This is a genomic window from Chitinibacter sp. ZOR0017 (assembly GCF_000799095.1).
GTDB classification, from domain to species: Bacteria; Pseudomonadota; Gammaproteobacteria; order Burkholderiales; family Chitinibacteraceae; genus Chitinibacter; species Chitinibacter tainanensis.
Genome location: NZ_JTLG01000026.1, coordinates 1 through 25,072, shown reverse-complemented (window position 1 = coordinate 25,072; position 25,072 = coordinate 1). Strand labels below are relative to the sequence as shown.

Below are 25,072 nucleotides of genomic sequence, written 5' to 3'. Positions count from 1 at the left end.
AGATAATCCAGCGTAATGGCTTTGTCTTTCACCTTGGTTTTGCGGGTTTCTTTCAGATGCACCGTGCCGGCCAACATCACCACCACTGCCGCACTGGCTGATTCAGCCGGCGCGGGCAGCAGCCGGCCTTGCCAGCTGGGCAATAAGCTCAACAGCAGGCCGTGTACCAGCAGCGACAGCAGCAAAATCCAGCCCCAACGTCCAGGCATCACGCCCTCCCCGTTTGCCCGCCACCGATGTGATGGCGCGAAAGCCAGCATTTTACCTGCCCGCAGCGGCGGTCGGGCGTTTGCGCCGCCATAACAGCAAGCCCAGCACCGCCAACGCCACATTGGCCGCCGCTGCGCTGGCCAGAATCAGGTCGCGGTTGCTCTTGCCCAGCCCATCCAGCCAATGCCATTTATGCAAATAGGCAAACAGCCAGCCCTCGAAGCGATCGGCGTCTTCCACGCGCGTGGAGAAAGTACCGGTAGCCGGCTCGATATACCAGCTGCTATTGGCCGCATTGGCCAGGTCCACCCGATACACCGGCAGGCGTTTCTGGAAAAACCCATACTCGCCGCCAAAGCGCTCGATCAGCTGCACCTGTTTCACCGGCCCAGCTAGCTCACCACGCTGCACCTGGCGCACCAGCTCGCCAGCATGCACAAGCGCAAGGCCAGGCTGCGCCATACCATGTGCATCCAGATAAATCGGCAAGGCGTTGCTCAACGCGGCTGGCGCATGGTGTTGATGCCCCCCCGCCGCCGGCTGGGCACTTTTCGCTGGCTTGGCCCGCTCTTGCAACCAATAAGCCTGGCCTTGCACATTTACGGCGGTTAAGCCGGCAGTCTGGGCGGGCAGATGATGCAGCTCGGGCAGCACCGCAAGCGGTTTGGGGCTGGCTGCCACATAGGGTGCGCGCTGCAACCATAAATGCGTCAGCCCTGAAGCGGTGAGCACGATACCGGCCAAGCCCAGCGCCACGCCCAAACCACGGTGCCAGCGGCGCAAAGGTTTTTGCCCGGCCTTGAGCGTGCCTTTTTGCCAGCGCAACACATACATCGCCAGCCCGCCCGCCATGCTGGCCAGCACCAGCACCAGCAGCACGGTGATGCCGACGCGTTTAACTGACTCGCTGGCCCAGCTCCAGGTGTGCAGCAGCGAAAACACCGGCATCAGCGTGCGTTTGGTGCGATCGGATAGGCTAGCCAACCGCCGCCCTTCGGTATCGACAAAGGCCACCATGCCATCCGCGCGCGCAAACTCCACCCGCCAGACGGGCAAGATTTTGTTAATCGCCGGATAGCTGCGGCTAAATTCATACACGGGCGTCAGCTGGCGCACCGGGCTGTGCGCATCGCCCACCAAGACCCGCGCCAGACGCTCGGCTTCTTGCGCATCAGCCTGTGGCAATAGGGCGCCGCTGCGCGCATCAAACCACAGCCCCTGCGCTTGGCCCGGCTGCCCAATACGCCAGGCCGGGATCTCCCCCAGCATACGCAAGCGCACCGATTGAATCGGCCCGGCCGGCAAGGCCAACTGCGCCAGTGGCACCGGCTGCAGATCAGCCGGCAAGGCCGCGGCGGGCGGCAAAGGCTGCACGGTTGGTGTTAGCGCCGACATAATCGGGTGCAACACCCCGGTCAGCCCCCAGGCCAGCACAGCCAAGCCCGCCACCCAGGCCAGCTTGCGATGCCAGCGCGTTAGCCAGCCCAGCGCCGAGCCCGCCGCCCGTGGCGGGCGCAGCGCGGCATCCAGCGTCAGATCATCGCGCTTCATTGCCCGCCCCCTTGGCTTTTGCTACCAAAGGCATAGCTCAGGCCGATAAAGAAGGTGCGCGGCGCGCCCGGGCTGTAGCTGTCTTGCGTGTTGCCATTGCGCTCGCCCACGCCTTTGTAGCTGGAAGACGCGATCTCGGCGTAATGCTCGTCAGTGAGATTGAGCGCCTGCGCCCACAGTGTCCAATCTTGCCAGCGGTATTCGCCGCGCAGATTAAACAGCGTATGCCCGCCGTAGCGCACATTATTGGCGTTATTCATCCAGTAGCCGCCCACGTAGGCCGTTTCCAGCGCCAGGCGCAGATTGGCATTGGGCTGGAAAGCCACTTCCAGCGTGCCCTGCCAGCGCGGGGCGGCCGGAATATCTTTGCCGGCGTAGTTTTCCTGCGGCGACGGCTGATATTGCTGATAGATGTGGCGCGCATACTGGCCCGCCAGACGGGCGCTCCACTGCGCAGTGGCGGACCAATCCAGCCCCAGCTCTAGCCCTTCATGGCGAGTTTTGCCGGCATTACGCGGCTCGGATTTACCCGGCACGATGGTGTAGGTCACCAGTTCATCCTGCCCATCCAGCCGATACAGCGCGGCATCGACCTTCAGATTGGCCAGCGCCTGCCAGCGCGCCCCGAGCTCGAATTGATCAAAAGTGGCCGATTGCAGATTGGGTACAGTGGCGCTGCTAAACAGCGAGCCCACTTCCGGCGGGGTAAAGCCCCGGCTGTAACCCCCGTAAACAAAAAGGTTATTCGCCGCTTCCCAAGTCAGGCCCAGCTTAGGCGAAGTGCTGGCAAACGACTGGCTTTGCGAAGCCGCACCCGTGGTGGCCGAAGGGGTTAGATTATTGGTGAAGTCATACACCACGCGGTCGTAGCGCAGCGCGCCATTGATCGCCCAGCCAGCGCCCAGTGGGTAGCTGGCATCGGCAAACACCGCCTGATTGCCGAGATCCACATGGTAATCGCGACGCACGCTGCCGGTTTTGTAGCTGAGATATTTGCCGGTTTTCGGGTCGCGCACGATGGATAAATTCACCTCGCGCTGATCATTCGGGCTTTGCTCCAGCAGGCCGCCGACAGTGAGCTTCAAATCGCCCCACTGCTGGCGATGAAAGGCACTTAGCCCCAGCGAGGTAAAGGTGTTATCGGTGGTACGGCCGCTCGCCGAGCTAGGGCCGGTATTGAAAATCAGATAGCTCGGCAATTGGTAAGTACTGTTATCGCGATAATAAACGGTGGCGCTGCTGAGGCCGCCGGCATTGAGCTCGCCTTCCAGCCCGGTACTCACGCGCAGCGCCTCAACCTGCCGGGTGGTAAAGGTTTGGTAGGAATAGCCAGGGCGGGTCTGGTAATCGCTTTCGTTCAGGCTGCCGGGCATATCGGTATCGAGCTTGGAATAGGTCAGCACCGATTTCCAGCGCAGCTCATCGCTGAGCCAGTGATCTAGCCGCGCGGTCAGGCCCGTTTTATCCATGCTGTTGTAGTCTTGCCAGCTGTCGCCACGCGTGGCTTGATAGCCGGCGATACGTACGCCGGTATCACCCCAGGAATTAGATACGCCAAGGTCTGCACGCCGATACCCCTCGCTACTGCCTTGCACGGCGGCCTTGGCCGTGAGGTGGGCGCTGGGCGCTGCCGTGGTGAAATTCACCGCGCCACCCACCGCATTGCTGCCATACAGGCTCGAGGCGGGGCCCTTTACCACTTCAATGCCGTCGCTGCCGGTGAGGTTTACTTCGTACAGCGCATTGTGGTTGAAAATACCCACCGGGCGAATCGGCACCCCGTCTTCCAGATACTGATACACCGCCGAATAGCTCATCGGCTGGCGAATCGACATATTGTGCTGCTCATTGCCCAGATCGGTCATGTGCACGCCGGGGATTTTATCCAGCACTTGGCCGATAAAGGTGGGCTTGGTGTCTTCGATGGTTTTGGCATTCACCTTGCCCACCGCGACGGGGGCTTTGGCTAAAGGCGTGGCTTCACGGGTGGCCGTGACCACGATTTCTTCCAGCGGCGTTGCTGCGGCTGGAGCTGGCTCGCTGGCCAGGGTAAAAGGGGAACAGGTGGCCAGCACGGCGCAGGCCAGGGGGCGCAAAGCCCAGTTTGGAGTTACAGACATACGATTTCCTATCCATCTGGCGCACGCACGGCAGCCAGATTCAAGCCCCGCGCACAGCGGAGCCATGAATAAAGTGCAGCACGCTCAGTGCTGCGCGAACAGATCAGTAGGAAATCAGCGGGGGGCCACGCGGCGGTGGCGGGATCGCGCGCGTGAGCGGCGAGCGATGGCTGAGCGCTAGGCTCGCCACCGGCAGGGTCGGCGCTGGAACCAGCGCCAGGAGAGTCAGCGCCGGCGGTGGCGCCAGTGCATGCAGGCTGGCCACCGAGCACAGCGCACATTTCACCAGAATTTTGGCTTCGCCTGCCCCGCCCTGCGCCGGACTACCATCACTCTGCATGGCCGTGGGTTGCGGGCCAGTACCACACCAGGCCAGCGGCACACCCGCATCCATCGCCGCAGCATGCGCGAACGGCAGCAGCAATTGCGCCAGCATGGCCAGTAAAGCCAAGGCATGGGCAAAGCGCCAACGAGGATGGAAAACAGTCAGGGCTGACACGGGTGAGCAATATGCAAAATCAATGTGCCGGCGATCATAGCGTAAATATTCACGTCAAACCTTTCGCCAAACCAACAGCAGTAACTGGCCCACATTTTCCCCGCACCGGGCCACCGCAGCGGCTAGACTGAAACCATCATCAGCTAAGGAAGCGCAATGCCTCGCCCGCGTTTCGAGCGCCCTTCGTGGCGGCAACTCTGGCAAAGCAGCAGCCTCGCTCAAATCCGCCGGGCCTACTGGCTGCAGGATGCCATGGCGGGCCTCAGTGTCTGCGTGGTGCTGATTCCGGCCTGTGTGGCCTACGCCGATCTGGCCGGTATGCCCGCGCAAAGCGGGCTGTATACTGCGCTGGCCGGCATGCTGGTGTATGCGCTTCTGGGTAGCTCGCGCCTGGTGATCGTCGGGCCGGATGCCGCGATTGCCCTCTTGGTCACCGCCGCAATTGCCCCGCTGGCGCAGGGCAACCCCGCCGAATATGTGCGTCTGGCAGCCGAGCTGGCGCTACTGGTGGGGCTCTTGATGCTGATCGCCGCCAAGGCCCGCTTGGGCGCCATGGCCGATCTGTTGTCCAAGCCGGTGCTACTGGGTTTTATGAATGGCGCGGCCTGTATTCTGATCGCGAGCCAGCTGGGCAAACTCACCGGCCTTAGCCTCACCGAAGACGCGTTTTTCCCCCGCGTGGCGCAATGGGTGCAGCTGCTGCCCACGGCCCAAGACACCACGGTGATTGTGGGCCTGATCTCGATGGCTTTGCTGCTGCTCTTGCGGCTGGTGGTGCCCGGCGTACCGGGCGCGATTGTGCTGTTTGCGCTGGCGATCCCCACCGCTTATTTTTTGCGGCTGGGCGAACACGGCGTGGCACTGCTGGGGCGGCTGCCGCAAGGTTTGCCCGCGCTGGTGCTGCCGTTTACCAGCCTGCAGGAAATCGCCCAGCTCTTACCCGCCGCGGCCGGGATTGCGCTGCTGGCCATGCCCGAAGGCATCTTGCTGGCCCGCGCGTTTGCGCGCAAACACCACGACGACATCAACCCCAATCGCGAATTACTGGCGCTGGGCTTGGCCAATATGGCCGCCGCCTGCGCGCAGGGTTTTGCACTGGGCGCTAGCCAATCACGCACGGCGATTAACGATGCCGCCGGCGGGCGCTCGGTGTTGTCCGGGCTGGTAGCGGCCGGCTGTTTGCTGCTGTTTTTGCTGCTGCTGTCCGATAGCCTGCGTTATTTACCGGTGTGCAGTTTGTCGGCGCTGTTGATTGTGGCGGGGCTGAATCTGATTGATGTGGCCAGCTGGCGTGAAATGTATCGGCTTGATCGCACCGCCGCGCTGTTCTCGCTAATTACCACCGCCGGGGTGCTGATTGTGGGGGTATTGCCCGGCATCATAGTTGGTATCTTGCTTTCACTGGCATACCTCATTCAGTTTATGGCCCGCCCCTTTGATGCGGTGCTGTGTTCGGTGTCCGGGCGCAAAGGGTTTCATGACGTCACCGAGGCGGAGCTAACGGGCGAATCGCGCTATCTGCAGGGGCTGTTGGTGTATCGCTTTTATGCGCCACTGCTGTTTGCCAACGGGGGGTTTTTTGTTGAGCGCATTAGTGCGCTAGTGGCGGCCGATGGCGATACGCGCTGGGTACTGATTGATGCGCAAGCAATTACCTTTCTGGATGTCACCGCCGCCGAGCAATTACTGACCCTTAATCGCCTGCTGGAAGAGGCCGAAATCGACCTTAAATTTGCCCGCTGCAACCGCCCACTGCGCGAAGCACTGGATCGCTACGGCGTCACCGCGGCGATTGGTGCCGATAGTTTTTACAGCCATGTGCACGATGCTCTGGCGGATTACCGCAGCCTGTATCCCGATGTGACCCACGAGCCGGTGAGCCCGTGGGATGGCGTCGAGCGGCGGCGTAGCTGACACGCCAATCAAACAGCGATTCCTTATTTACAACAGTGACTTGGATTATTTAGCCAAGCAGCAGCATCGGCCTACAATCATCCAGTTTCTGACCAAAAAAGCAAAATACATGTTGGCAGAAATCACTACGCCGTCAGTTTCACGGCGGCGTGTTAATTAAACAGGATGGAGAAGACCTATGCACTCACGCATTACCGCTCTGCTGGCGGGGCTATTGCTCGCCGCCAGTGTTCACGCGGCCAGCTGGCAGGAAGGCACCAGCTACAGCGCCGGCAGCGTCGTGGATTACAACGGCAAAACCTACACCGCACTGGTGAGCCACACCGCCTACGCCGGCGCAGGCTGGAACCCGGCCAGTACGCCAACGCTGTGGAAAGAAGGCGGCAGCAGCACGACGCCTGCCACACCAGTACCCACCCCGACGCCTACCGCCACACCAAACCTACCTACTCCAACACCAATGCCAACCCCTGTTGGCGATTGGGCCTGTGAAATTGGCGCTACCCCACCGCCAACTGGCTACTGCGTAATCTGGTATACCCCGAAACCTAAACCTACCACGGCCCCGAGCGCACCAAGCTGGGATAAAACCGCCGTTTACACCGGCGGTAGCCGAGTGCTGTATAACGGCGCGCTTTACGAGGCCAAATGGTGGACGCAAGGCGATGTGCCAGGCGGCGCGGAATGGGGGCCATGGAAATTGGTGAGTGCAGCTACAGCAACACCATACGTTTCACCAAGCCCGACGCCATGGGTATCACCAAGCCCCACGCCGATCGTGACATTAACACCATGCCCAATGCCGACCCCACCGCTCCCGTCGCCCGACTATATTGCGGAACCCGTGTATGACGCCGCGGGTTCCTGCGTGATCGCGTGGAAACTTAAGCCAAGAAACACACCAACCCCAGAAGTGCCCCCAACCCCGACGCCGGTGGTAACCACGAGCCCAACGCCAACCCCAAGCGTCTCGCCAGCCCCCGCGAACGACAAACTGCTGGTCGGTTATCTGCACGCTAGCTTTGCCAATGGCTCGGGCTATATCCGCATGAATGATGTGTCGGATAAATGGGACTTTATCAATCTGTCGTTTGCCGAGCCGACCTCATCCACCAGTGGTGAAGTGGCATTCAAGCTCTGCCCATCGACCGAATGCCCGAATGTCGAATCGGAAGCCGACTTTATTGCCGCGATTAAGGCCAAACAGGCCAAAGGCAAAAAAGTGCAGATTTCGATTGGCGGCGCTAATGGTCAGGTTCGCCTCGAAACCACCGCCGCCAAAGACGCCTTTGTGCGCTCGGTAGCGGCCATCATCGACAAATATGGCCTGGATGGCCTAGATGTCGATTTTGAAGGACATTCACTGCAACTGAATGCCGGCGACAACGACGTGGCTAACCCGAAAGCGCCGGTGATTGTGAATCTGATTGCCGCGCTGAAAGAGCTGAAAGCCAAATACGGCAGCAAATTCACGCTGACCATGGCGCCAGAGACGTTCTTTGTGCAGTTGGGCTATAGCTTCTACGGCGGCACTTGCTCGGGTTGCGATACCCGCGCCGGGGCTTACCTGCCAGTGATCTATGCGCTGCGCAATGATCTGACGCTCTTACACGTGCAGGATTACAACTCCGGCCCGATCACCGGTCTGGATGGCGTGTACCACACGATGGGCAATGCCGATTTCCACGTGGCGATGACCGATATGCTGCTGAAAGGCTTTAAAGTTGCGGGCACCAACTTTATGTTCCCCGCGCTGCGCCCTGATCAGATCGCCATTGGCCTGCCAGCCAATGCCAATGCTGGCGGCGGCTTTACCACCGTGGGCGATGTTCACACTGCACTCGATTGCCTGATGAAGGGCACGAACTGCGGCAGCTACAAACCGGGCGCCACTTACCCGGGCCTGCGTGGTTTGATGACCTGGTCGATCAACTGGGATAAATTCAATAATTTTGAATTCAGCACCCAGCACCGCGCTTATTTCGACAAATTGCCTAAATAAGCCGTATTAAGCCCCGACCAACGCCCCGACCTCGGGGCGTTTTTTATTTTCAGGCGGGCCGCAGGCGGCGGAAATACTGCAGGCGGAGCGTGTCGTAAGCCCAGTTATACAAATAGGTGTAGGGCAGAAAAAACAGGAAAAAGCCAATATCCAAAGCCAGCGCCTGCCAGAGGCTGAGCTGTAGCCACCACATCGTCAGCGGCACAGCCAGCATGATAAAGCCGCCTTCGAACAGTAGCGCGTGCAGTGTGCGAATCTTGGCCGTGCGCTGCCAACCCTGCCGGCGCTCCAGTTTTTCAAAACCGTAATTAAAAATGGCATTCCACAGCATGGCGCAGCTGGCCAAAATCACCGCCAGCACCCCCACATGCGCCACGCTAGCCCCCAGCAACCAAGCGGCAATCGGCGTCACCAGCAGCACACCGCCAACTTCAAAGAGCACCGCATGCAGCACGCGCTCGGGCCAGGTTTTGGTGGGTAATTGGGCTAAATCAGGCATGGCACATCCTCTGTAGTAAGGTGATTCGCCCAGATTATCCGCAGAAAAACCGATAGAATAAAATCAGTTACCATCGGATTTACCGATAAATAGGGTGTGTTTATGTTTAACTCCATCGATAGCCTGACCGCCTTTGTGCATGCGGCCCAGCTGGGCTCTTTTTCCGCCGCCGCGCGGCATATGGGCAAGAGCCAGTCCACGGTGTCCGAGGCCATCAGCCAGCTGGAAATCGATGCTGGGGTTGCCTTATTTGATCGCCGCACCCGCCAGCCCACCCTCACGGCGGCGGGCACGCGCCTACTAAGCCATGCCCAGCATGTGCTGCACAGCCATGCCGCGCTGCGCCAGCAAGCGCTGGCTTTACAAGGTGGTGAAGAAGCGCAATTGAGCATCGTGCTCTCGGATACGTTTCAATCGCAGGCCTTTGAAACGCTATTAACCGCGTTTGCCGAACGATTTCCGCTGCTGCGTCTGGAGTGCCTCGTTGGCGAAGACGATGATGTGCTGGCGCTATTGCGTAGCGGGCGGGCGCAGCTGGGGGTGATGCGCGCGCAGAGGCGCTATCAGGCCGATGTCTCCGCCCAAGCCCTACCCGGCCACACGGCCATGGCGCTGTATGTGGGTGCAGAGCACCCGCTCGCGCACCTGGCGCAGGTGGATGAAGCGCAATTATTGCAACACCGCGAGTTGCGGCTCAGCACCTACACCCGCAGCCCAGCCGGCCCGCATAGCCCGCGTTGCTGGCTGGCACCGAGCTATCTGCTGCTACTGGAACTCACTGCGCGCAATTTTGGCTGGGCCGCCCTGCCTACTTGGCTGGCGACGCAGTTTGGCCACGGGCAACTGGTGCAGCTCAACACCGCCAATTGGCCTCAAGCCACTACGCTCGATCTGGTGTGGCTACGCACCGCGCAATTGGGGCCGGCCGCGTGCTGGCTGATCCAGCAGCTGCAACACGCGGGGCACACGGCTGCGGCGAGGTAGGTCTCGGCACGCGGGGTACCCGCGCCCTTACTTAATCGGGGTATTACTCGACAGCCATTATTTAATAATGGCCACAGACAGATACCCAGCCCCACTATTTGGCGGCCGGCAATTTCGGTAGCACTTCGCGGCTGAAATATGGCTCTTCTAAGCCCCAGAAAATATAATCCAGCCCCAGATACTGCTCGGCAAATTGCAGATTATCGGCCACGGTATTGCGTTTGCCGGTTTTCGGGTTTTTCTGGCGCAAATTACCATCCTGTACCGCCAGCGCTTTGATCAGCTCAGCCGGATAGGCGCGCAAGAATGCGTAGCTTTGCTGCATATGCGCTTTGCGGTACGGCATCAGATCAGGACCGCCCACGCCCATTTTCAGCTCAGCCGCACGCTGAAACAGCCGGCGCATATAGCCATGGTCGTCCCACGGCAGCCATTCGCCTGGCAGAAAATTCAAATACACCATCGCGGTGCTGTGCGGGAAAGCCGCCGCCAGCACGCCCATATTCTCCTCAATGGCCGCCACATACTGCGCCGGGGCAAACCCCGCCGGCCACGTGGTGGTGCCGTCACGATGCTCGGTGCCGATGTCGATGGCGCTTTCGCTAAAGTTAATCCCGGCAATCTGGCCATCGAATTCCTGCCCCAGCGCCTTAATCAGCGCTTGATAGCGGCCACGTACGCTCGGCTCCCACATTTTGGGCACCCAGCCATATTCATCGCTGCCTAAAGGCTGGGTCGGGTCGCGCTCGGGCGCGCTGGCCATGCTTTGCTTGAGCGCCCCGCCCTGATAGGCCGGCGTTAACAAATACGCCGGCACATTGGGCTGGGGCGTGAACGATTTATCTTGCAACTGCACCCACAGCTGTTTGTGCTGGCTGCGCAAATACGCCAGATCGGCGCGGATGGCGCTGAAATCGTATTCGCCGGCTTTCGGCTCCAGCAGGCGCCACGGATAGGCGATTTGCGCCCCGACAAAGCGCGGGTCACTCAGCGCCTTGGTGGCGCGCAGGGTTTCGCCCTCGCCACCTCGCGATGGGAAATACAGCCAGTGTTGCGGGGCGGCGGCGCTGGCGGCGTTAGCCAGCAACACCAAGAGCAATCCGGCCACGGCCAGTAGGATGCGTAGCGGCATCTGTCACTCCCTTGCGGCCGAGTCCGGCCAAAAAACGGCAGAGTGTCGGCCAAGCGTTGCGGCTTGCCAAGTGGTAAAAATCCCAGCCCGCTAGCCCGGTGGCTGACTCCATTCGATTTGTGGCGCCGGGCGGCCCCACCAGGCCAGCAGCAACACCAGCCCCAGCACCAAGCCCAACTGCAACGGCCACGGCCAGCGGCGATAGTGCCGCCAGCCCTGCTGGGCTATCCGGCTAAGCACCGGCTGCCAGCGTTGCCATTGCTGCTGCGTTTGTCGCGCCAGCACTGGCGTCCAGCGCCGCAATTGCACCGCACTAATAGCGAGCAGCCGCCGGGTACCGCGCCAGCCATGGCGGGCCAGCCAATGCAATAAGCGCCCACTGCTGGCCAGCCATGGCCGCAGTGGATCATCCCCCGCTGGCGCTGCGCCGGGCTGCGCGCTCGCGCGAGAGTTAGGCTCAACGGTGGCGGTGTGGGCTTGATGGGGATGGTGGGATGAGGTGTCCGGCTGGCTTGCCGTGGTCTGATGATGATGGGCTGCAGTAGCACTGGCTGGCTGCGCCACAGTGCCCGACTGCCAGCCTGCTTGCAAGGCAGCGAGCGCAGCGGCGGCATCGGCAAAGCGCGCCTCGCGCTGCCGGGCCATGCAGCGCATCACCAGCGCCGAGAGCCATTCGGGCACCTCGGGGCGCAACACAGCGGGCGCAGGCGGCTGGTGATGCAGCACCTGATACACGATATTCATCGTGGTTTCGCCATCAAAGGGCAGCGCGCCGGTCAGCGCCTGATACAGCACCACGCCGGCGGCGTACAAATCAGCCCGGCCATCCAGCGGCTGGCCGGCCAGCTGTTCGGCCGGCATATAGCGCGGCGAGCCCAGCACGGTGCCGGTGCGGGTGAGCTCACTGGCCGGTAGCTGGGCAATGCCAAAATCGGTGATTTTCAGCCGTCCGGCGCGCGTAAGCATCAGGTTGGCGGGCTTGATATCGCGATGAATAATCTGATGTATATGCGCGTGAGCCAATGCAGCAAAGAGCTGGCGAGCAATACCCACCACATCGCGCACCGGCAGCGGCCCTTGTCGCGCCAGTAGATCTTTGAGCGTCGCGCCTTCCACTAGCTCCATCGCCAGATAATTTTTGCCCCGCCATTCGCCACAATCAAACACCGTGATAATGCCGGGGTGATTCAGCCGCGCGGCCGAGCGCGCCTCTTGCAACAATCGCGCGGCGTATTCGGCGGCTTCGCTGCTGGCCAGATTGACTTGCAGCAATTTCAGCGCCACATCGCGCTCCAGCCGGGTATCCCGCGCTTTAAACACCACGCCCATCGCGCCGGCACCGAGGCGATGTTGCAGCGTGTAATGGGCGATCTGCGGCGAGCTCATCAGGGCGGCCAGAAAGAGTCAGCAAAGCACGTATTGTAACCTGAGCCACAGCCCGCACCGCCAGCCGGCGTAGCCGGGGTGACGCAGCGCACAGCCCTGCAGCGACAGTTTGCCCGCGCACCAAGACGCAAACCCCGCTAAAATGGCGCTTTATTTTGCGGATACAGCGCACCATGAAAATCGCCCTCGCCCAGATCAACCCCATTGTTGGCGACTTGGCCGGCAATACCGAGCTGATTCTCGCTGCGGCCCGCGAGGCCCAGGCGGCCGGGGCCGATATTCTGCTGACCCCCGAGCTCGCCCTCACCGGCTATCCGCCGGAAGACCTGCTGCTGCGTCCGGCGTTTTTGCAGCAATGCAAACAGGCGATTGGCCGCTTTATCGATGAAGTGGACGGCATTACTTTGGTGGTCGGTCATCCGAGCGGCGTAGCGGGTGACGAGGTATTTAACTCGGCCAGCGTGATTCGCGATGGCAATCTACTTGGTCGCTACGATAAATTGTTGCTGCCGAATAACGCCGTGTTCGACGAAGTGCGCTACTTTACGCCCGGCTTTGCGCCGCTGGTGTTTGAGCAAGATGGCGTGCAAGTGGGCATCGCGATTTGCGAAGACATCTGGGATACCGAGCCGGCCGCCGCCGCGCGCGATGAAGGCGCTGAGCTGCTGTTGGTGCTGAACGCCTCGCCGTTCCACCAAGCCAAGCAAGAAACCCGCCGCGCCGTAGCCGCCCAGCGCGTCGATGAAAACGGTATTCCACTGGTGTATTGCAACCTGGTTGGCGGGCAAGACGAGCTGGTGTTTGATGGGCATTCGTTTGCCTTAAACAAATCTGGCGACTTGGTGCTGCAAGCGCCGGCGTATCAAAGCCTGATTACCTACTGCGAGTATGTCTCTAGCGACCTTATTCAAGCTGAAGTTGCACCCGATACCCCGATTGAAGAGAGCATTTACGGCGCGCTGGTGCAAGGCGTGAAAGACTATATCGGCAAAAACCGCTTCCCCGGCATTTTGCTGGGCCTTTCGGGCGGGATTGATTCGGCACTGACGCTGGCAATTGCCGTGGATGCGCTCGGCGCCGAGCGTTGCCACGCGGTGATGATGCCATCGCGCTATACCGCTGATATTTCGGTGACCGACTCGCGTGCCATGATCGATATTCTGGGCTGCAAATATTCCGAAATCGAAATCTGGCCGATGTATGAAAGCATGATGGCCGGCCTGGCGGATGAATTTGCCGGCCGTGAGATGGATACCACCGAAGAAAATCTGCAAAGCCGTATCCGGGGTATGCTGCTGATGTCCTTATCGAATAAGACCGGCAAGCTAGTACTCACCACGGGTAACAAATCCGAAATGACCACCGGCTACGCGACGCTGTACGGTGATATGGCCGGCGGTTTTGCGGTGCTAAAAGACGTGGCCAAAACCATGGTCTATCGCCTGTCGAACTGGCGCAACGAGCAAGCCATCGCCAACGGCCAGCCCGCGCCAATCCCAGAGCGCATCATCACGCGCCCACCGTCGGCCGAGCTGCGCCCGGATCAGAAAGACCAAGACAGCCTGCCGGAATACGACGTGCTCGACGCGATTTTGGCCGCCTATGTCGAAGAAAACCTCAGCATCGCCGACATTATCGCCCGCGGTTATGCCGAGGCTGATGTGAATAAAGTAGTGCGGCTACTGAAAATCAACGAATACAAGCGCCGCCAAGCGCCGGTGGGCCCGCGTATTACCGAGCGCTCGTTCGGCAAAGATTGGCGCATGCCGATCACGCAGCGCTTTACGCTGTAATGCCAGCGTCGGTGAACTACAACACTTTCTCGCGCCATACAGCCCGCTGTATGGCGTTTTTATTACATCTGCAGGCATTGATTTTGCAGTGCAAAATCAAGCCGTTCCGCATTTTGCCGGCATTTGAAGTGCCAATTGCTTGCCTACATGCAACAAAAATGTAACCTTACGCTGTTACCTTACGAGTTCACCCAGCTTTAGCTTTATCGGCATGCCACCCTCCAGCTCCACCACCTCGCTCACCTCCGGATTGCTTGAGATCATTCAATCGCAACGCTTGAGTGCTGTATTCCAGCCGATTGCCGTGGTGAATGAAGGCCAGGTGTATGGTTATGAAGGCCTGATTCGTGGCCCGCAAGGCCATGCGCTGGAATCGCCGGTGGCGCTATTTGCCGCTGCCGAAGCGGCCAACCTGGTAGCTGAGCTGGATGCGGCCTGCCGCAGCGTGATTATTCGCCGCTTCGCCGAGCTGGCTCTGCCCGGCCATCTGTTTCTGAATATCTGCCCGGGCAGCCTCACCGTGCCGCTGCCGCAACAGCAAGCGCTGCTGGATGTGTTGCACGCGGCGGGGCTATCTCCCAGCAATGTGATCATCGAGCTGACCGAAACCCAGACGATTGAGAATTACGCCGAGCTCTCCACCGCGGTGCGTCGCTGTCGCGAGCAGGGCTTTAAGCTGGCGCTGGATGATCTGGGCGAAGGATTCTCTTCGCTGCGGCTGTGGTCGGAGCTCAAACCCGACTTTGTCAAAATCGATAAATACTTTATTCAGGGCCTGAATAGCGATCCGCAAAAACGGCAGTTTGTGCGCTCGATCCAGCAAATTGCCCTGAATACCAAAACCAGCGTGATCGCCGAAGGGATTGAAACCGTGGCCGAGCTCGATTGCGTGCGGCAAATCGGCATTACCTTGATTCAGGGCTATTTGCTGGCCCGCCCAGCGGCGGAGCCGCTGCATACGGTGCAGTTGCCCTCGGCGCCGGCCAGCCAGCGTGCGCGCGAGCTACAAACTACCGCCGCCTCGCTGTTGCAGCTCACCCCCGCCGCCTCACCCCGCGATAACCACGATGCGATCTGGCGCCGCTTTCAGCAACAAGCCGACCTGCATGCCATCCCGGTGGTGGAAAACGATCAACCCATTGGCCTGATTAAACGCCACGATATTCTGGAGCTGTTTTCGCGCCCGTATAGCCGCGAGCTATTTGGTAACCGCGATTGCCGCTTACATATGGACCCGCAACCCTTGGTGGTGGAACAAAGCACCAGCCTGACCGAGCTGGCGCAATTGGTGACCGCCAGCGAGCGGCTAAATCTGGATGATGGTTTTATTATTACCGAGCGTGGCCGCTATCTGGGCATGGGCACCGGCCGCGAGCTGATTCGCGCCATGACCGAAATGCAGCTGGCCGCCGCCCGCCACGCCAATCCGCTCACCGGTCTGCCCGGCAATGCGCCGATTCAGGACACCATGAGCCATCTTTTGGCCCAGCAGCTGGATTTCACCGTGGTGTACGTCGATCTGGATCATTTCAAGCCCTACAACGATGTGTATGGCTATGCGCGCGGCGATGAGTTGCTGAAATTTCTGGGCGCTTTATTGCAGCAGGCCTTTGACCCGGTGCTGGATTTTGTTGGCCATGTGGGCGGCGATGATTTTATCTTGCTGCTGCGTAGCCACGATTGGCAGGCGCGCTGCGAAACCGTGCTGGCGCAATTTGAAACCATGATCGGCAGCTATTTCACCAGCGAAGACCGCGCGGCTGGCGGCTACAACGCGCCCAATCGGCAAGGGCAAATGCAGTTTCACCCGCTGGTGTCGCTGTCGCTGGGCGCCGCACAGATTCTGGCCAAATGGTATGAATCGCACCACGAAGTGGCCAATATCGCCAGCAGCGCCAAAAGCATGGCCAAACGCGAGCAGGGCAACAGTATTTTCATCGATCGCCGCACCCAGCGCCCACCCCTTCCCCCAGCCAATCGCGGCGGGTATAACGTCGAAGGCCCGATTTAATCGGGCTTTCTGTTAGATACTGCATGGGGTATTGGCTCACTACAGCGCTGTCGCCACTAGATCTGGCTCAGATCCCAATCCAGCCCTTCTTCGTCTTTGGCCAGCTCTAGCAAGGGCTTCAGATTATGCAGCAGCGCCCGCAAATGCGGCCGCAGCTCGTCCAGATTGCCTTTGTGCAACATCACCAAAGCTTCGGAAATCAGCGGCGTCGGTGCTTGCGCAGCAGCCGGATCAGGCATAAACACCTGATTATCCATCGGATCGGCATACAGCCGGTCTTGCGCCACGCTGAGCATGCGCTCGACCGAATGCACATCGTCATGCCAAGAATTAGCCACCGCAATCGATGCAGTGACGCGAATTTGCTCGTTGCGGAAATTCACCCGCGCGTTGGCAATGGTCTGGCGCAAGCGCTCGGCCACCACGCGCGCTTCGGTCAGCGGCGTAGCCGGCGACACAATGGCAAAACGCGAGTCGGCCAGATGCGCCAGCGTGTCTTCTTTGCGCAATTTGGCTTCGAGCAATTTCGCCAGCAAGCCCAGCAATTGGCCATGCACGCGCTCGCCAAGCTTATTGTGCAAGGCGACGCCGTGATTGACCTCCAGCAACAGCAGTGTGACCTCGCTGTTGTGCCGCAGCGCAAAGGCCAGCGCCTGCTCCAGCTGCAGATTCAGCAAATGCGAGCTGCCCACGCCCGTAACAGCATCGGTGGTGGCTGTTTGCACCTGCACCGCACGGGTTTCAGCCAGCTCGCGCCGGGTGGCGGCCAATTCAAGATTGGCTTTTACCCGCGCCAGCATTTCGGTGCGGTCGGTGGATTTGGTAACGAAATCATTGGCGCCGCAATCGACACAGCGCAACTTGGTCGCCTCGTCTTCTTCACCCGAGATAATAATCACCGGTAAATAGTGCATGCGCGGCTCGCCCGAGCCCCGGATGCGGGCCAAAAGCCCCAGCCCATCCAGCTCGGGCATGGTGAGATCGGAGAGCAAGAGATCAATCGAATCATCCGCCAACAGGCGGCGCCAGCCGGCTTCGCCGTCGGCTTCTTCAATCAGCTCATAAGCATCGGCAAGATGTTTGCGGATTGTCGCCCGGACGATGCGGGAGTCATCAACGACCAGAATTTTCGGCCGGGTCGCCAGCTCGGTATTGTCATTCATCTTCGGCAATCGGTGTGGGTGCGATTAGAATTCAAGCCTAGCATACCATGGCGGCATTGGTGTGAAAGCAATGCCGCCACTTTAACACTGGACAGGCACTGGCCTGCCATGTCATAAAGAAACCATCACCGGCGGATGGATAAATCATGGCCAGCTCGTACCGTTTGCAAATAGGCTTATCGCCTCTGGCCCCGCAAGAGGCCGATATTGCGCTGGGCGCGATTCGCCGCACCTGGTGCATGCCCTCGTGGGTACGCAAACAGCCCTTGGCCGATGGCGTGATCTTGCTGGAAGTTCGCCACGAAGCCGAGCTCAAACCCGGCGAAAGCGCCGACTGGTTTGTTGAGCGCCTCGCCGCCGCCCTGTGGCAAGATATCGGCCGGTTTGTGCGCATCGCCATCGATATTGCCCCGCATGAAGCGCCGGATGGCCGGATTTTCGTGCTAGAAGAAGAATCCTACTGGCGCATCATGCGCAGCTTCCGCCTGTCGCAACACTAATCAAAGTATACCCAACCAAGGTATCAAGCCCAAGCCAAGCACTTTCAATCAGTTCAAGCCAATACCAAGCCCGAATTGCCTTATGATGTCAGTCTAGGCATTTGCGCTAGGCGAAAAAAAACCCGCTCGAGAGCGGGTTTTTCTACCAGCAAAAACTTAGGCCATTGCTTTAACAGCAGCAGCCAGACGGCTCTTATGACGAGCAGCCTTGTTTTTGTGGAAGATTTTCTTGTCAGCGATACGGTCGATGGTGCTAACAGACTGTTGGTATACAGCAGCAGCAGCCGCTTTATCGCCAGCAGCGATCGCTTTCAGTACTTTCTTAACTGCAGTACGGAATTCAGAACGCTGAGAAGCGTTGTGCTCACGTGCTGCGGTGGCTTGACGGGCGCGTTTGCGAGCCTGTGCGGTATTTGCCATGGTGTAATGCTCCTAGTAGGTGTAACGGGTCTACTGCTTGGCCGGAGACACGGACTTTCGGCAGCACACACAACCCTAGAAAGCCGACGATTTTATTCGTTCTTCACCTTCAGCGCAAGAGCAGCGTATCATGCGCGTCACATACCTATCAGGGGCTTTCTTCGCTATGAATCTGCTCAAGGCTGTGGCCGCCGTCAGCTCAATGACCTTGGTTTCCCGCGTGCTGGGCTTTGCTCGCGACGCCATCATGGCACGGATGTTCGGGGCAGGCATTGCCACCGATGCCTTTAATGTGGCCTTTCGCCTACCCAATTTATTGCGACGTATCTTCGCCGAGGGCGCATTCAGCCAAGCTTTCGTGCCTATACTGGCCGAATACAAGAATAAACAGGGCGACGAGGCCGCGCGAGAATTCATCGCCGATGTCTCAGGGATGCTCACGCTGATCCTCAGCATTGTGACCATTCTGGGCATTTTGGCGGCGCCCTGGATCATCACCCTGACCGCGCCGGGCTTTAGCCAGAATGCCGATAAATTTGCCCTGACCGTTGATCTGCTCAGGGTCACCTTTCCGTATATTTTGCTGATTTCGCTGTCGTCATTGGCCGGCGCAGTGCTCAATACCTGGAATAAATTCTCGATTCCGGCGTTTGTACCCACACTACTGAATGTCTCGTTTATTGTTTTTGCACTGTTTCTCGCACCCTATTTCAATCCGCCGATTAAAGCCATGGCCTGGGCCTGCGTCGTGGGCGGCATCGCGCAACTGGCGTACCAACTACCCTATCTGCGCAAAATCGGCATGCTCACCCGCCCCAAGCTCAACTGGGACAATGTGGGTGTCTGGCGAGTGATGAAACAAATGGGGCCAGCGATTCTAGGCGTATCGGTGAGCCAGATTTCGCTGATCATCAATACGATTTTTGCGTCTTTTCTGATTTCGGGCTCTGTATCATGGATGTACTACGCCGACCGCTTGATGGAATTCCCCACTGGCCTACTCGGCGTGGCGCTGGGCACGATTTTGTTGCCGTCTCTTTCCAAAACCTACGCCAGTAATGACACCGCCGAATATTCACGCCTGCTTGACTGGGGTTTGCGTTTAGCTCTGATGCTGGCGGTGCCTTCGGCGGTGGCGCTGGCACTGATTGCCGAACCGCTGACCGTGGCGATGTTCCAATACGGCAAATTCACGGCGCATGATGCGGCCATGACCCAGCAAGCACTCACCGCCTACGCCGTCGGTTTGGTCGGGCTGATTCTGATTAAAATTTTGGCGCCGGGCTTTTACGCCCGACAGAACATCAAAACCCCGGTCAAAATTGCGCTGTTCACCTTGTGTATTACTCAGGCGTTTAATCTGGTGCTAATTGGCCCGCTCAAACATGCCGGGCTGGCGTTGGCCATTAGCCTGGGCGCGCTCACCAATGCCGGCTTTCTGTTTTATAAATTGCGCAGCCAGCAGATATTTAGCCCGCAAGCCGGCTGGAGCAGCTTTTTACTCAAGCTCTTCATCGCCGTCATCGTCATGGCCGCGGCCTTGCTGGCCACATTGCAATTTATGCCGCCGTGGGCCGACGGGCATATGGCCTGGCGCCTAGTGCGGCTGGCCGGATTGGTCTCGGTCGGGATCGTGGCGTATTTTGCCACCTTGGGAGTACTGGGCTTTCGGCCACGCGATTTTTCCCGACGCACGACTTAGATCAATACCGATCGGCACAAGATCACCGCGCGGCCAGCAGGCTTCGTGCTAAAATCTTGCCCTTGCCGAGTTACCTGTGGTGCGGCAGCACCAAATACCCTCTCTGTAGCCAATGGAGCAAAGCATGACTGCCTCGATTTTTGCCAATGTTGAAATGGCCCCACGCGACCCGATTCTGGGTCTGAATGAAGCGTATAACGCCGATACCCGCGGCACCAAAGTGAACCTGGGTGTAGGGGTGTACTACAACGATGAAGGCAAAATTCCTCTGCTGGCAGCCGTGAAAGAAGCAGAAAAAGCCCGACTGGCCGCTCAGCCACCACGTGGCTACCAAGCCATCGAAGGCAACCCAGCTTACAATGCGGGCGTGCAAAACCTGTTGTTCGGCGCGGATAGCGAATTGATCGCTGCAGGTCGCGTAGTAACTGCACAAGCTTTGGGCGGCACGGGCGCACTGAAAATTGGTGGCGACTTCCTGCAACGTCTGAATCCAAATGCCACCGTTTACATCAGCAACCCAAGCTGGGAAAACCACCGCGCGATTTTTGAGTCAGCGGGTTTCAAAGTCGGCGACTATCCATACTACGACGCGACCACTCGCGGCGTTGATTTCGCAGCGATGAAGGCGTTTCTGCTAACTCTGGAAGCGGGCTCGATCATCATCTTGCACGCTTGCTGCCACAACCCAACTGGCGCAGACATGTCTGACGCACAATGGGGCGAAGTGGTTGAAGCATGTCGCGAGCGCGGTTTGGTGCCGTTCCTCGACATGGCTTACCAAGGTTTCGCTGAAGGCATCGATGCTGACTCTGTGGCGGTGAAAGCATTTGCAGCGTCTGGCCTGCAATTCTTTATCTCTAGCTCATTCTCAAAAAGCTTCTCTTTGTACGGTGAGCGCGTGGGTGCTTTGTCGATCATTACTTCAAGCAAAGAAGAATCTGGCCGCGTATTGAGCCAACTGAAACGCGTAATCCGCACCAACTACTCTAACCCACCGATCCACGGCGGCGCGGTCGTTGCAGCAGTACTGGCGAGCCCAGAATTGCGCGCGATGTGGGAAGAAGAACTTGGCGGCATGCGTGTTCGCATCCGTGCAATGCGTTCTGGCCTGGTAGAAAAACTGGCTGCGCGCGGCGTAGCGCAAGATTTCTCATTCGTAACGCAACAGCGCGGCATGTTCTCGTACACCGGCCTGACTGCCGAGCAAGTTGAAAAACTGCGCGCAGAATACGGCATTTATGCGGTATCAACTGGCCGTATCTGCTTGGCGGCGTTGAACAACAACAACATCGATTACGTGGCCGACTCAATCGCCAAAGTATTGTAATCTGCCGCGGGCTACTCGCTGAAGTGGGAGCCTCGGATAAAAAAAGCCTGCGCATGCGCAGGCTTTTTGTTTGGCTCGCACCGCCTTAAGCGGGCATATATTGCTGAATATCCACCTCATCAATCTGCTCAGCCTGCATAAAGCGCTCAGCATATTGTCGATAAATACCTTCCTGCAAAAACAGCGCAAAAAGCTCGGCATCGATATGCTGATCTTTGACCATAAAGCTCATGATCTTAAGCGCCTCGGAAAGGGTTTTCCCTTTTTTATATGGCCGATCTACCGCAGTGAGTGCCTCAAAAATATCGGCAATCGCCATCATGCGCGCCGGCACGCTCATCTCTTCGCGGCGCAGGCGCTTTGGATAACCCGAACCATCCATTTTCTCATGGTGACCACCGGCGATTTCCGGCACTTGCCGCAAATGCCGTGGGAACGGCAGCTTTTCCAGCATGATGATGGTTTGAATAATGTGCTCATTGATCTTGTAGCGTTCTTCCGCGGACAGCGTGCCACGGGCTACGCTGAGATTGTAGAGTTCACCGCGGTTATACAATGCCTCGGGCACATTCACTTTAAAGCCCCACGGATTATCCGCCGCCAGCTGCTCGCGCGCACTGCGCTCAATCAAATGCTCAGGACGATCCGCCAATAAGGGCTCCAGTACCGGTAAAGCTGGCTCTGGGCTGCGCGCTTTACGCTGTTTTTCTTCATGCGCGATACCGATGCGATCCGATAGCGTCCGCCGCCAGGTGCGCTGGGCAATCTGCTGCAAGCGCGTGATTTTTTCAGGCGCCATAAATTCCCCACCCTCATTACAGGTCGCCACAAAGGCAAAATCATCATCCAGCGCAGCCAATTGCGCGGCCAGCTCGGTCTGCAACGCCGGCACATCACCACCTGCGGCAACAGCCTGCCAGTAGGCCAGCTCGGCATCGCGCTTAAGCACCTCAAACCGCATCCGCACTTCATGAATCCGGTCATACAGCGTTTCTAGCTTGGTAGCTTTATCCACCACGTATTCAGGGGTGGTCACCTTCCCACAATCATGCAGCCACGCCGCGATATGCAGCTCCTCCCACTGCGCTTCACTCAAACTAAAGCCCGCAAATGGCCCTTGCGTTTGCCGCTCTGCGGCTCGCGCCAGCATTTTGGTTAATTCCGGCACGCGCTGGCAATGCCCACCGGTATAGGGGCTCTTTGCATCAATCGCACCAGCAATCAATTGAATAAAGGCTTCGAGCAAGGTCTTTTGCTCATTAATCAAGCGCTGAGTATCTACAGCCACCGCAGCAGTGGCGGCTATGGTTTCCACAAAGGCCAGCAATTCAGCCGAAGGCCGTTTCGCCTCGTCCAGCGCCAAGGCCAACACCCCGACCAAAGCCCCATCCCGATTGCGCAAAGGCAACGTGAGCTGGGTTAATTCACGCTCAGCGGCCGGTAAAAGTGGGAAATCCTGCGTAAATTGGGCGGGCGACAAGCGACGCAGGGTCTCGCCTTCACGCAAAGCGCTGGCCACGGCATGCTCACTGGCCAGCGCAATCAACTGCGCCCGCTCATCGGCTGGTTGCGCAGGCCCTTGCCAGAAATATTGTGCGGCCTCCAGTGCCTGGCCATCGGCGCTGGTAATAAAGATCACCCCGCCCTCTGCCAAGCTCACCGCCCCCAATTCATTCAGGATGCGCGCCAACAATTGCCCAAAATTACGCTCGCTCGCCAGCGCCTGTGAGAGCGACATAAAGCGATGAATCGTTTGCTTCATACTGCCTAAACCATCTGCCAAGCGGGCAATTTCGCGGATATTACTGCGCACATGCAGCGGCTCATCAAACTGAAACTGCTCGATTTTTTGTACTTCATCACTCAGCGCATTAATCGGCCGTGATGCCTTGTGCGATAGCCAGATGGCCATCAACACCCCAAAAACGAGCAAACCCAAAGAGACGAGAATCCCGCGATTGCGCTCATTTACCGCCTCGGCCATTAATTCGGCATGGGGCGTGGCCATGGCCAGCGTCATGGCCGGCATACCCGGCAAACGCAGGGGCTGCACCATACCCTCCCACTGCTCCCCTTGCCCATTGGCAAAGGTACTGGCCGAGCCGGCATGCCCAGTCTGTTGCCCCACCAGATTGAGGAGCACATTCGGGTCATAGTGGCTCAGCTCGGGTAAGCGCCACTGCCCGTCGCCACCCCGAGTGAGCTCTGGCACCCCCTTTTGTGAAGCCAACACGCGCTGCTGACTATCAAGCAGTGCTAGCCGCGTATCCGGCGTGATTTTATGTCGCAACAGGAAAGTATTGATGCGCTCCAGCCGCACATCACTCCCCACCACCGCCTTGTGATTGGCTGCCAAACGCGAAAAGGTGATCCCAGTCTGGCCGCTACTGGCAAAGAAATACGGCGCGGTCACTTTTAAAGTCTGCGGCTGCCCCTGCACCTGGTACCAATCCCGCAAACGGGGATCAAAGCGATAGCGCTCATCCACCCGTTGCTCTAGCAGATGCAAATCCTGATCAAAAAATAAATACTCGCCGCGTAGCTGACCTTGCGGATAAGTAATACTTTGCACAATCCATTCGGTGCCTACAGGCGGCTGAAAACGCTGTTGCAGCACCTTATTTTGGCCATAGGTGCGCACCATGAAAAAATCGCCCGTGTCATAGCCGATATACTGCGCCGTAAGGATGGGATTGTGCCGCAGCGAGGCCACCAGATAGGGCAAAGCCTGCAAACGCTCATCCAGCGTTCGGGCACGCATCAGCTCGTGCTGTGCCATCAACTCACTGCTGCGCGCACCACTGTGATAGATCTCGCGTATTTCTTCCGTCGCCGATTCAACCGCCAACCGAAACTGCTGATCGGCCGTTTGCTTCAGCATCCGCGTGGTGGTTTGATATTGCTGCCAGCTACTGAGCAAAGCAAAACTGAGCAACAAGCCCACAAACAAATACGAGATATGAATATAAAACGGTACCTGTGTTGCTCGGGCCTGTGACATCAGCAACTCCTGAGTGGGGACAGCCCACCAAACACGCATCAAACAAACCTTGGGGTATACACCCGAAGGCATTAAATTTATTAGGCCACAGGCATATACCTATTGCTTTTTAGCCTTTTGCAAACACTCGCGCCACTTGCTCGCCGTCGCGGTAGAATTGCCATCCATGGTGCAGTCACCCGTCTTGAGCCGCAGGTAATTCAAGCCTTGATCTTCGCCCTGCGCCGCAGCTTCGTGCCCACCGGCTTCCGGCGCCGCCTCTTTATGGCTTTCCTGCTGGCGCTCGTATTTTTCCACTTTGCCTTCCAGCTCGTGGATATGATCGGACTTCGCCCGCAATTCGAGCTTCATTGCTTTGATTTCTTCCTGCAGCCCTTCGCGCTCATGCACCATGGTCTCGACACTTTCTTTGAGCTTGTCGATTTGCTCAAGATAGAATTTTTTCTCGAAATGCCGCTTACTCATGCCAATGGCGATGCCACCCAGCAAAAACACCACCAAGAGTAGAAACGCAAACACGCCGATCAAATGCATCCGGTATTTGAGCAGCAATGGTGGCTCAGGGCTGGCTGGCGCAGCCTCAGGGGTGTGAGCAGAAGAAGATTCAGCCGGAGCGGGGGCCGCAGCGGGATCAGACATGCACAAGACTCCAAACAGATAGAAATCTTAATAAGCATAATCTGCCGATCAGGAAAGCTCCATGTCGATACACGGGCTGTAGCGCGGCGCAAACGCATCTAGCGCAGAAAAGAAAAAAGCCAGCGACTAGCGCTGGCTTTTAGTTTGGCTCCCCGACCTGGGCTCGAACCAGGGACACACGGATTAACAGTCCGTTGCTCTACCGACTGAGCTATCGGG

The 25,072-nt window shown here is 58.6% G+C and carries 19 protein-coding genes; 8 read left to right on the top strand and 11 right to left on the bottom strand.

The window, feature by feature from the left end; genetic code table 11:
• From L991_RS09935 to L991_RS16550, 4 genes are all read right to left on the bottom strand, one after another.
• A partial coding sequence (locus L991_RS09935; protein ID WP_197053859.1) for a hypothetical protein occupies positions 1–209 on the bottom strand: 209 nt, incomplete at its 3' end.
• Between the two features lie 52 nt (positions 210–261).
• Positions 262–1,761, bottom strand: coding sequence for a PepSY domain-containing protein (locus L991_RS09930; RefSeq protein ID WP_047394800.1), 1,500 nt, complete (start codon positions 1,759–1,761; stop codon positions 262–264).
• Entirely contained in the window at positions 1,758–3,881 is a 2,124-nt protein-coding gene (locus L991_RS09925) for a TonB-dependent receptor (RefSeq protein ID WP_047394797.1), read from the bottom strand. The genes L991_RS09930 and L991_RS09925 overlap by 4 nt, the downstream gene beginning before the upstream one ends.
• A 103-nt stretch (positions 3,882–3,984) precedes the next feature.
• Entirely contained in the window at positions 3,985–4,380 is a 396-nt protein-coding gene (locus L991_RS16550; protein ID WP_156129040.1) for a DUF2946 family protein, read from the bottom strand.
• A gap of 156 nt (positions 4,381–4,536) precedes the next feature.
• Here L991_RS16550 and L991_RS09915 point away from each other — a divergent pair, with 156 nt between their 5' ends.
• Both L991_RS09915 and L991_RS17735 read left to right on the top strand, forming a co-directional pair.
• The gene (locus L991_RS09915) at positions 4,537–6,294 is read left to right on the top strand and encodes a SulP family inorganic anion transporter (protein ID WP_052190795.1); all 1,758 of its coding nucleotides are present in this window, start codon (positions 4,537–4,539) and stop codon (positions 6,292–6,294) included.
• Positions 6,295–6,472: 178 nt separating this feature from the next.
• Entirely contained in the window at positions 6,473–8,296 is a 1,824-nt protein-coding gene (locus tag L991_RS17735; RefSeq protein WP_081986623.1) for a chitinase, read from the top strand.
• A gap of 49 nt (positions 8,297–8,345) precedes the next feature.
• Here L991_RS17735 and L991_RS09905 read toward each other — a convergent pair whose 3' ends face one another.
• Positions 8,346–8,795 carry a multidrug/biocide efflux PACE transporter gene (locus L991_RS09905; RefSeq protein ID WP_047394794.1) on the bottom strand — a complete coding sequence of 150 codons (450 nt, stop codon included), beginning with the start codon at positions 8,793–8,795 and terminating at the stop codon, positions 8,346–8,348.
• Between the two features lie 102 nt (positions 8,796–8,897).
• Here L991_RS09905 and L991_RS09900 point away from each other — a divergent pair, with 102 nt between their 5' ends.
• Positions 8,898–9,779 carry a LysR family transcriptional regulator gene (locus tag L991_RS09900; protein ID WP_047394793.1) on the top strand — a complete coding sequence of 294 codons (882 nt, stop codon included), beginning with the start codon at positions 8,898–8,900 and terminating at the stop codon, positions 9,777–9,779.
• A gap of 94 nt (positions 9,780–9,873) precedes the next feature.
• On the opposite strand, the gene L991_RS09895 is transcribed toward L991_RS09900, so the two are convergent.
• A complete protein-coding gene (locus L991_RS09895) occupies positions 9,874–10,911 on the bottom strand; it encodes a hypothetical protein (RefSeq protein WP_047394790.1) in 1,038 nt (345 codons plus the stop codon).
• Positions 10,912–11,001: 90 nt separating this feature from the next.
• Positions 11,002–12,297, bottom strand: coding sequence for a serine/threonine-protein kinase (locus L991_RS16545; protein WP_052190794.1), 1,296 nt, complete (start codon positions 12,295–12,297; stop codon positions 11,002–11,004).
• Positions 12,298–12,470: 173 nt separating this feature from the next.
• On the opposite strand from L991_RS16545, the gene L991_RS09885 reads away from it, so the two are divergent.
• Both L991_RS09885 and L991_RS09880 read left to right on the top strand, forming a co-directional pair.
• A complete protein-coding gene (locus L991_RS09885) occupies positions 12,471–14,090 on the top strand; it encodes an NAD+ synthase (protein WP_047394786.1) in 1,620 nt (539 codons plus the stop codon).
• Between the two features lie 211 nt (positions 14,091–14,301).
• The gene (locus L991_RS09880) at positions 14,302–16,101 is read left to right on the top strand and encodes a GGDEF domain-containing protein (protein WP_052190793.1); all 1,800 of its coding nucleotides are present in this window, start codon (positions 14,302–14,304) and stop codon (positions 16,099–16,101) included.
• 56 nt (positions 16,102–16,157) lie between these two features.
• Here L991_RS09880 and L991_RS09875 read toward each other — a convergent pair whose 3' ends face one another.
• Positions 16,158–17,264 (bottom strand): response regulator, encoded by a 1,107-nt coding sequence (locus tag L991_RS09875; protein WP_051258915.1) that lies wholly within the window; start codon positions 17,262–17,264, stop codon positions 16,158–16,160.
• A gap of 146 nt (positions 17,265–17,410) precedes the next feature.
• Here L991_RS09875 and L991_RS09870 point away from each other — a divergent pair, with 146 nt between their 5' ends.
• Positions 17,411–17,764, top strand: a complete 354-nt coding sequence (locus L991_RS09870; RefSeq protein ID WP_028449942.1) for a hypothetical protein — start codon at positions 17,411–17,413, stop codon at positions 17,762–17,764.
• A 156-nt stretch (positions 17,765–17,920) separates the two neighbouring features.
• Here L991_RS09870 and rpsT read toward each other — a convergent pair whose 3' ends face one another.
• Positions 17,921–18,184: a 30S ribosomal protein S20 gene (gene rpsT / locus L991_RS09865; RefSeq protein ID WP_028449943.1), complete on the bottom strand. Its 264-nt coding sequence runs from the start codon at positions 18,182–18,184 to the stop codon at positions 17,921–17,923.
• 166 nt (positions 18,185–18,350) lie between these two features.
• Between rpsT and murJ the strand changes: the two genes are divergently transcribed.
• Both murJ and L991_RS09855 read left to right on the top strand, forming a co-directional pair.
• Positions 18,351–19,886: a murein biosynthesis integral membrane protein MurJ gene (gene murJ, locus L991_RS09860; RefSeq protein WP_047394784.1), complete on the top strand. Its 1,536-nt coding sequence runs from the start codon at positions 18,351–18,353 to the stop codon at positions 19,884–19,886.
• Positions 19,887–20,010: 124 nt separating this feature from the next.
• Entirely contained in the window at positions 20,011–21,213 is a 1,203-nt protein-coding gene (locus L991_RS09855) for an amino acid aminotransferase (RefSeq protein ID WP_047394805.1), read from the top strand.
• A gap of 85 nt (positions 21,214–21,298) precedes the next feature.
• On the opposite strand, the gene L991_RS09850 is transcribed toward L991_RS09855, so the two are convergent.
• Together L991_RS09850 and L991_RS09845 are read right to left on the bottom strand one after the other, a co-directional pair.
• Positions 21,299–24,214 carry an HD domain-containing phosphohydrolase gene (locus L991_RS09850; protein WP_047394781.1) on the bottom strand — a complete coding sequence of 972 codons (2,916 nt, stop codon included), beginning with the start codon at positions 24,212–24,214 and terminating at the stop codon, positions 21,299–21,301.
• 99 nt (positions 24,215–24,313) lie between these two features.
• The gene (locus tag L991_RS09845; RefSeq protein WP_047394777.1) at positions 24,314–24,853 is read right to left on the bottom strand and encodes a hypothetical protein; all 540 of its coding nucleotides are present in this window, start codon (positions 24,851–24,853) and stop codon (positions 24,314–24,316) included.
• Positions 24,854–25,072: the final 219 nt, after the last annotated feature.

Excerpts from the sequence above, each read along its gene's own strand:
- L991_RS09930 (WP_047394800.1), bottom strand. The coding sequence starts at position 1,761 with ATGAAGCGCGATGATCTGACGCTGGATGCCGCGCTGCGCCCGCCACGG.
- L991_RS09925 (WP_047394797.1), bottom strand. The coding sequence starts at position 3,881 with ATGTCTGTAACTCCAAACTGGGCTTTGCGCCCCCTGGCCTGCGCCGTG.
- L991_RS09915 (WP_052190795.1), top strand. The coding sequence starts at position 4,537 with ATGCCTCGCCCGCGTTTCGAGCGCCCTTCGTGGCGGCAACTCTGGCAA.
- L991_RS17735 (WP_081986623.1), top strand. The coding sequence starts at position 6,473 with ATGCACTCACGCATTACCGCTCTGCTGGCGGGGCTATTGCTCGCCGCC.
- L991_RS09905 (WP_047394794.1), bottom strand. The coding sequence starts at position 8,795 with ATGCCTGATTTAGCCCAATTACCCACCAAAACCTGGCCCGAGCGCGTG.
- L991_RS09900 (WP_047394793.1), top strand. The coding sequence starts at position 8,898 with ATGTTTAACTCCATCGATAGCCTGACCGCCTTTGTGCATGCGGCCCAG.
- L991_RS09895 (WP_047394790.1), bottom strand. The coding sequence starts at position 10,911 with ATGCCGCTACGCATCCTACTGGCCGTGGCCGGATTGCTCTTGGTGTTG.
- L991_RS16545 (WP_052190794.1), bottom strand. The coding sequence starts at position 12,297 with ATGAGCTCGCCGCAGATCGCCCATTACACGCTGCAACATCGCCTCGGT.
- L991_RS09885 (WP_047394786.1), top strand. The coding sequence starts at position 12,471 with ATGAAAATCGCCCTCGCCCAGATCAACCCCATTGTTGGCGACTTGGCC.
- L991_RS09880 (WP_052190793.1), top strand. The coding sequence starts at position 14,302 with ATGCCACCCTCCAGCTCCACCACCTCGCTCACCTCCGGATTGCTTGAG.
- L991_RS09875 (WP_051258915.1), bottom strand. The coding sequence starts at position 17,264 with ATGAATGACAATACCGAGCTGGCGACCCGGCCGAAAATTCTGGTCGTT.
- L991_RS09870 (WP_028449942.1), top strand. The coding sequence starts at position 17,411 with ATGGCCAGCTCGTACCGTTTGCAAATAGGCTTATCGCCTCTGGCCCCG.
- rpsT (WP_028449943.1), bottom strand. The coding sequence starts at position 18,184 with ATGGCAAATACCGCACAGGCTCGCAAACGCGCCCGTCAAGCCACCGCA.
- murJ (WP_047394784.1), top strand. The coding sequence starts at position 18,351 with ATGAATCTGCTCAAGGCTGTGGCCGCCGTCAGCTCAATGACCTTGGTT.
- L991_RS09855 (WP_047394805.1), top strand. The coding sequence starts at position 20,011 with ATGACTGCCTCGATTTTTGCCAATGTTGAAATGGCCCCACGCGACCCG.
- L991_RS09850 (WP_047394781.1), bottom strand. The coding sequence starts at position 24,214 with ATGTCACAGGCCCGAGCAACACAGGTACCGTTTTATATTCATATCTCG.
- L991_RS09845 (WP_047394777.1), bottom strand. The coding sequence starts at position 24,853 with ATGTCTGATCCCGCTGCGGCCCCCGCTCCGGCTGAATCTTCTTCTGCT.